The organism is Curtobacterium sp. Leaf261 (genome assembly GCF_001422205.1).
Lineage (GTDB): Bacteria > Actinomycetota > Actinomycetes > Actinomycetales > Microbacteriaceae > Curtobacterium.
This window is the reverse complement of sequence record NZ_LMMJ01000009.1, coordinates 169,657-182,235: the sequence shown is the minus strand read 5'-3', so window position 1 is coordinate 182,235 and position 12,579 is coordinate 169,657. Positions and strand designations below refer to the sequence as shown.

The 12,579-nt window shown below is 73.7% G+C and carries 10 protein-coding genes; 1 reads left to right on the top strand and 9 read right to left on the bottom strand.

All coding sequences use genetic code 11. From position 1 onward, the window contains the following. Positions 1 to 81 precede the first annotated feature (81 nt). On the bottom strand, positions 82 to 1,035 hold the full coding sequence (locus tag ASF23_RS11945) for a hypothetical protein (RefSeq protein WP_055953712.1): 954 nt from the start codon (positions 1,033 to 1,035) through the stop codon (positions 82 to 84). Between the two features lie 284 nt (positions 1,036 to 1,319). Between ASF23_RS11945 and ASF23_RS11940 the strand changes: the two genes are divergently transcribed. Beyond that, the gene (locus ASF23_RS11940) at positions 1,320 to 2,141 is read left to right on the top strand and encodes a dienelactone hydrolase family protein (protein WP_055953709.1); all 822 of its coding nucleotides are present in this window, start codon (positions 1,320 to 1,322) and stop codon (positions 2,139 to 2,141) included. A 205-nt stretch (positions 2,142 to 2,346) separates the two neighbouring features. Here the strand turns inward: ASF23_RS11940 and ASF23_RS18700 are convergent, their stop codons facing one another. From ASF23_RS18700 to ASF23_RS11900, 8 genes are all read right to left on the bottom strand, one after another. Then, the gene (locus ASF23_RS18700) at positions 2,347 to 3,024 is read right to left on the bottom strand and encodes a hypothetical protein (RefSeq protein WP_200919363.1); all 678 of its coding nucleotides are present in this window, start codon (positions 3,022 to 3,024) and stop codon (positions 2,347 to 2,349) included. 98 nt (positions 3,025 to 3,122) lie between these two features. After that, entirely contained in the window at positions 3,123 to 3,476 is a 354-nt protein-coding gene (locus tag ASF23_RS11930) for a hypothetical protein (RefSeq protein ID WP_055953703.1), read from the bottom strand. Continuing rightward, positions 3,466 to 7,548, bottom strand: a complete 4,083-nt coding sequence (eccCa, locus tag ASF23_RS11925; protein WP_055953698.1) for a type VII secretion protein EccCa — start codon at positions 7,546 to 7,548, stop codon at positions 3,466 to 3,468. The genes ASF23_RS11930 and eccCa overlap by 11 nt, the downstream gene beginning before the upstream one ends. Beyond that, entirely contained in the window at positions 7,545 to 8,411 is an 867-nt protein-coding gene (locus tag ASF23_RS11920; protein ID WP_055953695.1) for a hypothetical protein, read from the bottom strand. Before ASF23_RS11920 ends, eccCa begins: the two co-directional genes overlap by 4 nt. Positions 8,412 to 8,413: 2 nt before the next feature. Further along, positions 8,414 to 9,775 carry an EsaB/YukD family protein gene (locus ASF23_RS11915; protein ID WP_055953693.1) on the bottom strand — a complete coding sequence of 454 codons (1,362 nt, stop codon included), beginning with the start codon at positions 9,773 to 9,775 and terminating at the stop codon, positions 8,414 to 8,416. Next, positions 9,772 to 10,140 (bottom strand): hypothetical protein, encoded by a 369-nt coding sequence (locus tag ASF23_RS18695; RefSeq protein ID WP_200919349.1) that lies wholly within the window; start codon positions 10,138 to 10,140, stop codon positions 9,772 to 9,774. Before ASF23_RS18695 ends, ASF23_RS11915 begins: the two co-directional genes overlap by 4 nt. Continuing rightward, positions 10,124 to 11,215 carry a DUF6177 family protein gene (locus ASF23_RS11905; RefSeq protein WP_055953690.1) on the bottom strand — a complete coding sequence of 364 codons (1,092 nt, stop codon included), beginning with the start codon at positions 11,213 to 11,215 and terminating at the stop codon, positions 10,124 to 10,126. The genes ASF23_RS18695 and ASF23_RS11905 overlap by 17 nt, the downstream gene beginning before the upstream one ends. Beyond that, positions 11,212 to 12,423: an RDD family protein gene (locus tag ASF23_RS11900; RefSeq protein WP_055953687.1), complete on the bottom strand. Its 1,212-nt coding sequence runs from the start codon at positions 12,421 to 12,423 to the stop codon at positions 11,212 to 11,214. Before ASF23_RS11900 ends, ASF23_RS11905 begins: the two co-directional genes overlap by 4 nt. Positions 12,424 to 12,579 lie beyond the last annotated feature (156 nt).

The following is a 12,579-nucleotide window of genomic DNA, read 5'->3' as shown; positions in this document are numbered from 1 at the left end:
CAGCGAGCGTCAACTGGCCGAGGGACTCCCTGGCGCAGTTGACGCTCCCTGGCGCAGAACCGTTCAGCGCCGCTCCGGTCGTCAGGCGGGCAGGGACAGCCCGGCGGCACGGAGCCGCATCGCCACGACGTCGGGGCGGAACAGGTCTGCCCACCGCAGTCGGACGACACCGCGGACCTGGGGAAGCGCTCGGAGCCAGTCCTCCCGGCGTTTCTCGTCGATGACGGCCTGCAGCGGGGTGCGCCCGCGGAGCATCGCGGGGTCGCGGTACTTCACCTCGCCGTCGAACTCGACGATGACACCCTCGCTCGGGAACCAGAAGTCCACCTCCGCCACCTGCCCTTCCGGCCCCGAGAAGCGCTGCTGCAGCACCGGTGTCCGTGCGCCGAGGGTCCGGAGCAGTGCCCGTGTGAGCGACTCGCCCGGCGAGGCTGCGAGCGGGGACGCGAACGCGACGACACGGTGCCCGCGGGCTGCTCCACGATGACCGATCGACTCGACGTGTCGGGCGATCTCCGCCCGGTCGCAGCCGGAACGCAACGCATGGTCGACCATGACGACGGCGTGTCCGAACGGGAGCGTGCGCGCGACCGCCGCCGCCGTCATCGCAGGGCTGGTCAGGCACATCGCGACGGAGCCGCCGGTGCCGGCCACGGTCACCATGTCCGGCGGGACGGGATGCAGGACGGTGTGGGCGTTGTCGTCGAGACGTCGCCTGGTCGGGTCGTGGGCGTGCACCTTCGTGGGCCAGGAGCCGGCGTGCGGCCAGCCCATGACTGCCGCGGCGGACAGATGCGAGACGACCGCGCCGCCGGGCAGCCTCGGGAGGGCAGCCAGGACCAGTAGCACGTGACGCTGCCGTTCGGAGAGCGTCGCCCACGCCTCGACGGTCGTGAACGCCCCGCGGATCAGGCGTTGCAGCTCAGGCGGTCTCGACGGGGTGCCGTGCGAGCGACGTTGGAGGTCGCGAGCGTCCCACCGTGACACGTGGGCCGTCGAGCGGAAGATCGGGGCAGCGGGGAGGTCGAGGTGCACGACGGCAGCCTGGCCGATCTCGCGGCACGGCGCTGGAATTGTCCACAGGCGCCAGGCGTCAGGTGCCAGGCGTCGCGCGGTGGGACTCCTGGCCGACGTGGTCCGGCGGTCGGCGGCGGGCGGGTCTCGTTCTGTACCAGGGAGCGTCAATTGCGCCAGGGAGTTCCTGCGCGAGTTGACGCTCGCTGGGGCACAACCGGATCGGGGCGGACCCGGCAGACCGGAGCGGACACGGGCCGGCCCGCGACTGCGTAAGCTCGCCCCACCGACGAACGGAGATCACCGTGGCTGGACAGCCTGGCAGTGCCCCGACATCGACCCTCGACGGCTGGGCGGTCTCGCCCTTCACCGGCGGCGGCCTGACGCACGACTGCTACGAGAAGGGCTCGGGACCGGGCGTCGTCCTCATCCCGGAGGTGCCCGGCATCACCCCGGAGGTCCTCGGCCTCGCCGACCATCTCGTCGACGCCGGGTTCACGGTCGTCGTGCCGTCGCCGTTCGGGGAGCCCGGTCGTCCCGCGAGTGCCGGGTACGCGATCCGCGTCGTCTCGCGCCTGTGCGTGCAGGCGGAGTTCCGAGCGTTCGCGGCGAACGCGTCGCGCCCGATCACCGCGTTCCTCCGCACCGTGGCCGCCGACCTCGCCGCTCGGACCCCGGGGAGCGGTGTCGGCGTGATCGGCATGTGCTTCACGGGTGGGTTCGCCCTCGCCGCGGCGGTCGACGACTCCGTGCGCGCGTCGGTCCTCAGCCAGCCCGGTGTGCCGTTCCCGCTCGGCGCGGCTCGGCGAGCAGACCCGGCGATGTCGGCTGCCGAGTTCGACCGTGTCGCCGCTCGCGCGGACGCCGGCCACGTCTGCGCGATCGGCCTGCGGTTCAGCCAGGACGGTGTGGTTCCGCCCGAGCGGTTCGCAGCCATCCGCGACAAGCTCGGCGACGCGTTCGAGGTGATCGAACTCGACTCGGCTCCCGGCAACACGACCGGGTTCCCGAAGGGCGCCCACTCGGTGCTGACGGGCGAGGTCCGCGACGTCCCCGGGCACCCGGCGCTCGCGGCTCGCGAGCGCGTCGTGGCGTTCCTGCACGAGCGGCTCACACCCGACGCCTGACGGGCTACGGGCTGCGGGCTACGGGCAGCGGGCTACGGGCAGCGGACTGGAGGCGCGGTGCCAGCTCGCACCGTCCCTCCCGTCCGGATCGGTGCAGGTCCGGACTGGAGGCGCGGTGCCAGCCTGCACCGTTCCTCCTGTCCGGATCGGTGCCGGTCTCGATGACGTGGGCCAGGGCGCGGACGTCAGCGCGACGACCGGCGGATCACCAGCCGAGGAGCGAGACCACCGACGTGACAGCCGACGTCGTGGTCGGCATGCAGTGACCGACGACGATCGGACCAGGCACGACGAGCGCGCCGTCTCGGGGGAGTGACACGATGCCGAGCAGGCCGAACGCCCGTAGCGGACCGGTGTCGACCGCCGCCGGACGACGCCCGCGATCGACGAGCACGATCACGGTGCGCGCCAGCAGGTCGACGTCCGCCGATCCCGCGAGTGCGGTGAGTGCCGATGCCGCGTCGAGCACTCCGGACGTCGTCGCGGACGCCACGAGCACGACCGCGTTCTCCGGTGGTGTCGCGAGCGGTCCGACAGCCCGTGCGTGCGCGCCCGCGTCGTGCACCCCGACACGGGACGTCGCCGGTTCGAGCCGGGGGAGGCGCGCTGCGAGGTCGCCCGTCGAGTGGTCACTCGCCTGGACGACGACGCCGAGGCGGAACCCCACCGCGTCGGCCACGAGCGCGGCGAGGGTCGTGGTCCCGACGCCACCCGCTGCCCCGACGACGATGACGGTCCTGGCGCGTCCGTCGCCGGAACGGGCACCGGCTGCCGAACGTCTGCTGGACGGTGCCGGTGCGGAGGCGGGTACCGGGGACGAGGCGGGTGCTGGCGTCGGCGTCGGCATCGGGGTGGACGCCGGCATCGGGGCTGACCCGGGCATCGGTGGGATGGTGGGACCGCGGCCGCCCGGGTCTCGAGGATGCCCGGTGGGGACGGGGTTCCGAGGATCCCCGGTGGGGGCCCGGCTGTCGTGGTCGGTCACGACCCGTCCTCCACGGAGCACAGACCGTCGAGGCGCGCCGCGAACTGCAGCGCGATCGCCATGCCTCGGTCACCGGCGGCACCCCACGGCACCCACGCCTCGGTCCACCACACCGGCGCCGAGATGCGATCGGCGAGACCCGGGGCGAGACGCAGCACCTCGTCCTGCACCTCGACGAGTTCCGGGCGACCGACGCTCAGCACCGCGAGGCCGTCCTCGTCGATGATCTCGGTGACTGCCTCGTCGTCGAGGGTCCGCATCCCGAGACCGCCGTCGATCGCGACACCGGCGTGCACGAGCTCCTCGGGTCGGGGGGCTTCCTTCGTCAGGATCAGGACGTCACGGGGCACCGGGGGCTCCTCGGGGGTCGAGCACCGTGGTCGCCTCGGTCGACGTCTCCGCCGACGCGAAGTGTGCGACCTGCACGATGCGGGGTGCGGCTCCACGTCGGACGAGTCGCCCTCGTCCCGCGGGGAACTGCTCTGCGTACACCTTGGGGTAGATCTGACCCTCGCTCCGTTCGCCGCGCATCACGAACCCGGCCGCGCCGGAGTCCCGGAGCGACTGCAGGACGGTGTCGTACATCGCGCGGGCAGCACCGGCGACGGGGCGGGTCAGCACGACGTGGAGGCCGAGGTCGCGCGCGGACGGCAGGTACGGCATGAGGGGCTTCAACGGATCGGTCCCGGCGGACGCGACGATGTCGTAGTCGTCGACGAGCACCACGATCCGCGGGCGGGGACCCGTGGACGTCCCGGCGGCACGAGTCTGGAGCTCGGCGGCGATCGCCACGGCGAGTCCGCGGGCGTCGGGCCCGTTCGACGCGTGTCCACCCAGGTACTCGTCCGGGATCCCCGCCGCCGCACCGCCGCGGACGTCCATGACCGCGAGCACGAGCTCGTCCGGGGTCGCACGGTCCATGAACCCGTTCGCGAGACCCCGCAGCAGGGCCGTCTTGCCGCTCGCGGTGTCGCCGAACACGAGCAGGTGCTGGTCCTGCGCCGGGTCGAACGCGACGAAGTCCATCGTGTCCTGCCGGAGTCCGAACGGCACCGTGTCCGGGGTGTCCAGGGGGTCGGGGAGCTCGGACGGGTCGAACGACTCCGGGAGCAGCCGGATCGGTGCCGCGGACGGCCCCTCCCAGCTCGCCGCAGAACGCCGGGCGAGCGCGTCGAGGGCATCGCCGAGCGCCTCGTCGTCGGTGTCGTCCAGCACCGGGAGCGCGACCTGGCCGAAGAGCGAGTCCCCGGTGAGTGCGCGGCCGGGCTCACCCGCCTTGAGGGTGGCCGCCGGTGCGCGTCCGATGGTCGAGTCGGCCGGGTCGTTCAGGCGGAGCTCGAACCGCTGTCCGATGAGCGGCTGGCTCGCGAGCCGCAGTTCGTTCCAGCGGGTGAGCGCGACGACCACGTGGACACCGAAGCTGCCACCGCGTTGCAGGAGGTCGCCGAACGAGTCCTCGAGCTCCTCGAACTCGGTGCGCATCGCGCTGAAGCCGTCCACGAGGAGCACGACGTCCGCGGACTGCAGCTCCGGCACGCGCCCCTGGGCGTGCCGGGCCCTGAGCATCGGCAACGAGTCGATGTCGTGGTCGCGGAACACCGACTCACGGAGCCGCACCATGGCCTGCAGCTCCTCGATCAGCCTCCGCAGCCGGGCCCGATCGGCCCGCGTGGCGACCCCGCCGACGTGCGGGAACCCCTCGATCCGCGAGAGACCTCCACCGGCGAGGTCCATGCCGTAGATGCTGACCTGCCGCGGGGTCCTCGTCAACGCGATCGATGCGGCGATCGTCCGCAGGAACGTCGTCCGCCCGGACTGCGGCGCACCGATCACCGCGGCGTGCCCGCCGCCGACCGTCAGGTCGAGGAGCCACGGCGCCTGGCGCTGGTGCACCGGGTCGTCGAGGAGCCCGATCGGTACGGTGAGCCCGGAGCGACCGGCCGCCGCGGCGGGGTCGAGCACGCCGCCCAGGGCGAGTCGGGTCGGGAGCGGCGGCAGCCACACGGGGGCCGTCGCTCGATCGCCGTGCCCGAGTCGGTCGACGGCCTCGTCGACCACGCTCCGGCCGACGTCCGGGGCGTCGAGCGTCGCTTCGACGGTCTCGTCGTCCGGGGCGGCGACGGTGTTGAAGACGGGCAGCACGAACGGCTCGGGGACCTCGGCCTCGGGGTCGACCTCGGGTGCCGCGTCCACCGGCCCGGACACGTAGCCGGCGCGGAACCGCGTGTAGACGCTCGTGTCGACCTTGAGGTACCCGTACCCGGGCACGGCCGGCAGGTGGAAGGCGTCGCCGGTGTCGAGCACGACCTGGCTCTCGGCCTCGGAGAACGTCCTGAGCCCGATCCGGTACGACAGGTACGTGTCGAGACCGCGGAGCTTGCCGGCCTCGATGCGCTGACTCGAGAGCAGGAGGTGCACGCCGATGGACCGGCCGATGCGCCCGATCATCAGGAGCAGGTCGACGAAGTCCGGCTCGGCGGTCAGGAGCTCGCCGAACTCGTCGATGATGAGCACCAGGTGCGGCATCGGCGGCAGTTCGGGGCGGCGGCTGCGGAGCTCCCGGTAGTGCGTGATCGACGGCGAGGAGTCGGCGTCGCGGAGCAGCTCCTGACGCCGCCGGACCTCGCCCGCGATGCTCTCCCGGGCCCGCCGGGTGAGCTGCGGGTCGTCCGCCAGGTTGTCGATGAGGCCGGCGACGTGCGGCAGCCGGGCGAACGGTGCGAACGCGGCGCCGCCCTTGTAGTCGACGAGGATCATCGACAGGTCCTCGGGCGGGTGCGAGATCGCGAGCCCGAGCACGAGTGTGCGGAGCATCTCGCTCTTGCCCGAACCGGTCGCGCCGATGCAGATGCCGTGCGGTCCCATGCCGAGCTGTGCCGACTCCTTGAGGTCGAGGAGCAGCGGCGCACCGAAGTCGTCGACGCCGATCGGCACGCGCAAGAAGTCCCGCGCCGCGCGCGGTCGCCACGTCAGGTCCGGGTCGAGGGTGGTGACGTCGGCGATCCCGAGGAGCTCGGTGGCACCGATCGCCTCAGCGCTCTCGACGCGCTCGTCCGCGGTGAGGGAGAGCCGGAGCGGCGCGAGCATCCTCGCGAGGGCGGCGAAGGTGCTCGGTGCGACATCGTCGCACGTCAGGTGCTGTTCCGGGACCGGCTGTCCCTCGTCGAGGGCGTCGCGGGCATCGGTGACGACGAGGGCGGGCGGCGCGGCCGCGGTGTTCGGGCCCTGCGGCACGGCGGCCGCGTTCGGGCCCTGCGGCGCGGCCGCGGGGTTCGGGCTCCCCGGCACGGCGGCAGTGTTCGACGCCCGCGCGGTGATCCGGACCCGCACGTCGCTCGGCTCGTGCAGGCGGTCGGCCACGAGGTGCACGACGGTGATCCGGAGGTCTTCCGGGCGTGTCTCGCCCTCGGGGAGGGGCAGCGGCGCGGCGACCGACCCGTGGTCGTCGACGAACACCACGAGCCGCGGCATGTCGTTCCTCGTGCTGTTGTCCCCGCTCCGCCGCCAGGTGGCCGCGGTCCGGGCACGCTCGCCGAGCTCGGCACTGAGCACTCGCGCGAGCGACCGGGTGTCCTGCGCGACACGGCGAGCGTGCACCGGACCATCGAACGTGCGGTCCATCTGCGCGTGTGGGAGCAGGTCGAACCCGGCCCAGTCGGCCGCGGCCTCGTCGCGGAACGCCGCCGCGACCTGGACGTCGTCGGGGGAGTGCAGCGCGACGATCTGCGCGATGAGCGACCGGGCGACGGCGAGCACCGCCTGGCGGTCACCGACGACCGCGACGTCACCGGCCCCGTCGAGCGCCACCGAGACCGGCATCGAGCGGACGGTGCCGTAGTGCGCGGCGACCTGCTCGAGCTCGCCGAGCATGAGCGGGTCGAGCGGCTGGACCGGGTTCTGGTCGGTCGGGAGCGTCAGCGGCACCCAGCCGACGTCACCGGTCCCGACGCGCACGCGCAGGAAGTCGCCGTGCGACCGTCGGCGCTCCCAGAGCCGGGCGGGGTCCGCGACGAGGCGTGTCAGGACCTCCGGTGCCGGGTCGACGAGTTCGGCGCCCGCGCGGATCGTGGCGGTGCGCTCCCGGAGGTCCTCGCGGAGCTCCTCGAGGTAGTCGAGGTAGCGCTCGCGCTGGGTCCGCCGGTTCCTCGCCGCGTTGCCGCGCTGGGTGAACGCCATGCCGAGGCCGCCGACGAGCGCGACGACGAAGACGAGTGCCGCGACGACCATGAGGACCGGGTTGTTGCCGCGGAGGACGACCATCATCACGACGGAGGAGATCGCGCCGACGACGGGGAGCAGCGACTGCAGGGGGATCCCGCCGGCGGGACCCTCCGGCAGCTGCGGGGGCGGTGCCAGCTGCTCGGAGTCCGGTCGCGTGACCGGTGTGGTGATCCGGGTCGGACGGTGGACGACGGTCCTCATGCGCGCGCCTCTCCGGGGGTCGGCAGGGGTGCCGGGTCACCGGTCCCGAGCGCTGACCGCATGAGCTCAGCGGTCAGCGTGATGTACGCCGCGCGGACCCGCGCCGGGCGGGACCGTCGAGGATCCGCGAGCGAGGGATCGGACGGCACGCGCAGTACCGGGACCCGGCCCCAGGTCGCGGCGACCCGGGCGGCGGCGTCGCCGATGCCCACGGTGTCGACCGCGACGACGACGACCCGCGTCCCCGCGGCGTGCCGTTCGATGGCGCCGGCGTGGCTGACGGCCTCCTCGACCGCGCCGCGGTCCGGGCCGGCGACGAGCGCGACGACGTGCGAGTCGTCGGCGACCGCGCCGAGGTCGACGAACGGGGAGCGTCGCCCCCAGTCGCCGACGACGACGTCGAAGAACCGCGCGATCGGTTCGGTCGCGTCGGCCCAGTCGGCGGGTGACGCGGGACGGTCCGGGAGGGACGGCGCACCGAGACGGAGCAGGTGCAGCCCCGTGGACGCTCGCTCCAGACCGTCCGTGGCGTCCCACGAGGTCCTCGCTGCCTCCCTGCGGGACGACCGCGTGGTGGGTCCGGGGGTCGAGGCGCCGGCGAGGAGGACGAACGGTCGGGGACCCGCGGCACCGTCCACGCCGAGGACCCGCCCCGGACGACGACTCGCGAGGACGGAGGCGACCGCTGCGGCCACCGTCGAGCAACCGGTTCCGCCGTGCAGGCTCGTGAAGCCCATGCGGCGGCTCGTCGGGACACCCTGACGGATGGTGCGGTCGGCGTCGTCGAGCTCCGTGGCGCCACCGGCGGTGCTGCCGAAGAGTGCTCGACCGAGGGCTGGGAGCGCCTCGCGGAGGTCCACCATGGTCAGAACGTCTCCAGCAGTCGAGCGTAGAGCTCGAAGCTGCCGAGCAGGACCGGCAGCATCGCGATCACCGCGATGGTCTCGAGGGCGTTGCCGAGGGAACGGAGCCGGGCCCGCTGATGGGCGGCTGGCCGGATCCCGGCGAGCAGCGCCGCGACGACCCCGACGACGACGACCCCGATGATCGCGGTCCACCCGAGGTCGGTCGCGTGCGCGACGATCCCCGAGACGACGGCGATCCCGGCGGCCGCCCAGAGGAAGACGCCCTGGACCGCGAGGGGGAACGAGCGGGTGCGGAGCGCCGTGACCAGGACCGTGACGGCACCGAGCGCGATGGACCAGCCGTCGTCCGACGCGAGCAGTGCCGACGCGGCGAGTGCGAGCGGGACGGCGACCGCGGCCGTCGTCCACCCGAGAGCACGGTAGGCATCTGCGAGCGATCCGGCGACGCGCTCCCGCGGGACGAGGCCGCCGGCGGACACCTGGTCGTCGAGTCCGGTCAGGCCCGCAGCCGACATGGCGTACCAGGGGAGCAGACCGCACGCGACGACGGCGGCGACCGCGACGACGCCCCATCCGGCCGGCACCGGTGACGGCGTGAGCCACATCACGACGGCGATCGCAGCCAGGACCCCGCCGACCACCGACGCCACCGCAGCCGAGCGCATCCGGAGACCGATGCCGAGTCCGACGCCGAGCGCGATCCACGCCCAGAGCACGGTGATGGTGGCGGCCATCGGGATGCCGTCGCTCGGGGAGAGCACGGCCAGGGCGACGCCGATCGGCAGCGCGAGTCCCGTGGCGGCCGCAGTGCAGGCGATGGCCGTCCACCTGGCACCCGCTCGACCGAGCACCAGCGCGGCCAGGGCGAGCACCACACCGGCGACGAGCAGGCCCACCGGCACGATCGTGGGCGAGGTCGCCGCATCGGCGGTGTCCCGGACACGGGAGGTCGCCGTGAGCAGCGGTGTCGCCAGCAGCCCGCCGATGAGCGACACTGCGCCGACGAGGGTCGCGCCGACCGCCTGCCGCGGCGCATCGCCCCACGTGTCGGATCGGCGTGCCAGCGACTCGGCCACGGCGTCCGTGACGTCGGAGACCTCCGGCGGCGGTGGAGCGTCCGCACGGCGCACGAGATGCAGGATCTCGCCGTCGGCGAGGGTCTGCGCCGACGAGCCCGCCGCGAGGTCGAGCTCCTCGCCGGTCACCCGCACGAGCGTCAACGGGTGCGCGGAGTCGGCGATCCGCTCGCCGAGGATCTCGAGGAAGCGTGGCAGGAGTCCGGCGAACGGCTCGTCGGACGCGACGACGACGTCGGCGCGGCGGTCCGTCCCGACGACGGTCACGCGGGTGAAGTCGGTCACTTGCCCTCCGGGGCTCGGGTGGAGTCGCCACCGGGGGTGCTGCCCGGCGTGTAGATCGTGGTCGGCGTCCGGTTCGCGGCGGGCGTCCCGTTCGTGGCGGGTGTCCCGTTCGTGGTCGGCGCGGGGAACGGGCTGCTCGTGGCCGCCGTCGCTGCGGCCTGCTTGGCGAGCGTCGTCGTCACGAAGGAGTACCCGAGGCACCCGACACCCGCCACGGCCGCGAGCACGATGCTCCCGATGAGTCGCTTTACGTTGTCGTTCACCTGGCGCCGGTCGGCGAGACGCCCGAGCAGGAAGGCCTGGCGGAGTCGGCGTCGATGCGTCGAGACGCTCTCGAGCAGGACGGCGTCACTGTTGTGCGGCACGGCGCACCTCCTGGTGTGCGGACTCCGGCATGCCGGTGGCGGCTGCGACCCGGTCGACGCCGATCGACCGGAGGACCTCGCCGAGGGACGAGACCTGTCGTGCCGCCGACCCGCGGAACGGGAACACGAGCGCCGGGATGCGCGGGCGACCGGCGACGACGGCACCGAACTCCTGGACGAACCGGGCCGGCTCGAGGCCGAGCTCCCGGACGGCGGGTGCGCCGATCAGCATCGCGACCGGGGCTGGCGGGGCCGGCAGGAGCGCGGTGTGGAGCAGGTCGGCTCGACCGGGGCGTGTGAGCAGCAGCGCGAAGAGGGGGAGCTGCGCGGCGGCGAGCCGCGTCAGGGCATCCGGGAGCGCCGTCACACGGTCGACGGTCGTGTTCGCGTCGATCGGCCCGAGCGACGCCAGTCCGGTGACGAGCTCCTCGACACCGTGGTCCGTGCGCTGCACCGTGACGGTCGCGGCGAGCGGTGCGTCGCGGCTGCCGGTGGCGACGAGCCGTGACGTGCCCGGCATCCGCTCCCGGGCGAACGCGGTCATTGCCGCTCGGTCCCATGGTCGGCCCGCGGGCTCGTGTGTACCCCAGCCGGTCGGCGTCGCCCCGCCGATCGCGGTCGCGAGGACCTCGAGCGTGCCGCCGAGCAGGGTCTCGTCTGCTGCTCGGTGTCGCACGGACGCGGAGAAGACGAGCTGCGTGACCTCGGGCGGTTCGGTCCGGAGGTAGGCCAGCGCGATGTCGTCGACACCCTCCGGCGGGCCGACGTGGATCGCGTCCGGGAACGTGTCGAGGTGCCGACCGGTGAGCCCGTTCCGGAGCTCGTCGAGCCCGCGCACGACCCAGCGACCGCCGAGCTCCTCGAGCTGGGCGCGGAACGGTTCGGTGATCCGCGACAACCCGTCGGTGACGAGGATCGTCCGTCCCCCCGCGCGGGCGACCTTGCCGAGCAGGTCGAGGCGACCGGAGCTCAGGTGCACGATCCGCGCGCGGCTCTCGGTCCGCACGGAGCCGTCGCCCTCCGAGTCGGAGAGCGGGTGCTTCGCGGGGAGCTCGTTCTGCTGCGGATCGCTCATCGCCCCGCCCCGTCTGTCGGGGCGATGCCGCCGTGGGCACCGGACGAGACGACGTCGCCGGCGGGGCGGGTCCCGGAGACGGCGGCGTCGTCGTCACGCGGCGCCGCCCCCGCCGTCCGGTCGAGTCGGAACGCGTGGTCGCCGATCCGGACGGTCGTGGTCGGGGGGACGTCGACGTCGACGTCGGGCAGGAGCTCCTGGACGTGGCCGTCCGGGTGGACGAGCGACGTGCCGTTCGTCGAGCCGAGGTCGCGCACCGTGACGAACCGGTCGCCGCGGACCAGCGCGACGTGCGTCTTGGACAGCGTCCGCGAGAGGTCGGGGACCGCGATGACGGTCACGCCGTCCTCGCCTCCGGGGTTCCGGCCGATCACGCACGTGGTCGTGAACCAGTGCACCGCTCCGGAGTCGAACGTGATGACGGCCGCTCCCTCCGGCACGTCGGCGTCGGCCGGCAGCGGCGCGTGCGCGACGGCGCCGACGGCGGCGGAGCCGATGCGCGTCGCCTCCGAGCCGGCGAGGTCACCGGCATCGGACCCGGTGCCGTGTGCCATCGACCCCGGTGCGGTGCCGCCCATGCGGGGCCGGACACCGGATGCAGCGGCGGCCCCGTACGTGACACCGAGCGGTGCGCTCGCCGGCGCCAGGGGGTCGCGACCGCCGTCGCGGAGACTCGCGGTCATGGTCCCCGTCGCGCGTGCCCACGGTCCGCGGAACGGCAGCACGGTGCGGGGTGCGCGGAGGCTGGGGGTGACGAGCGCGTGCACGGCTCGGAACGGTCCGGCCGGGAGGCCCGTGGTGGCGTCGACGGCGCGCGTCCCGACGAGCAGTCCACCCGGACCACGACCCGAGCGGCGCGCGCCGACGGCGATCGAGATCGCGCCGACCACGATGCCGAGGACTGCGCCGACGATCGCGGCCGTGACCGGGTGCGGCCGACCGGGGGCACTGGACTGCCACATGAGCAGGAGGAGCGCAGCGACACCGCCGGCGACGAGGCAGACCACGGTGTCGACGAGGCGGGCGAGGCTCACTCGGCCCCCGTGTGCAGGGACGACGCCGCGGAGGAGGTCGACGTCGGCGACCAGTGCTGCTCGTCCGAGGAGCACGCCGCAGTCGGTGCAGAACCGTTGTCCCGACGTCGTGGGTGCACCGCACGCCCCGCACGTCAGGATCGGCACCATCGTCTCGAGCGCTGTCGTCGTCATGCCACACCTCCCCTCGGCAGTCCAAGTATGGCCGAGAGGACCGTCATCGCGGGCTCGGTGGATACGCCCGTATGGACCCGTGACGTGGCGGCACCTCGGGGGTTAGGCTTGTCGGCAACATCTGTCACCCGTTCTGGGGCGGGGAACGAAAGGAAG

Bases quoted from the DNA above. Each gene is read 5' to 3' on its own strand.
- ASF23_RS18700 (WP_200919363.1), bottom strand. From the start codon at position 3,024: ATGCCCGGGTCAGCCCCGATGCCGGCGTCCACCCCGATGCCGACGCCG.
- eccCa (WP_055953698.1), bottom strand. From the start codon at position 7,548: ATGAGGACCGTCGTCCACCGTCCGACCCGGATCACCACACCGGTCACG.
- ASF23_RS11920 (WP_055953695.1), bottom strand. From the start codon at position 8,411: ATGGTGGACCTCCGCGAGGCGCTCCCAGCCCTCGGTCGAGCACTCTTC.
- ASF23_RS11905 (WP_055953690.1), bottom strand. From the start codon at position 11,215: ATGAGCGATCCGCAGCAGAACGAGCTCCCCGCGAAGCACCCGCTCTCC.
- ASF23_RS11900 (WP_055953687.1), bottom strand. From the start codon at position 12,423: ATGACGACGACAGCGCTCGAGACGATGGTGCCGATCCTGACGTGCGGG.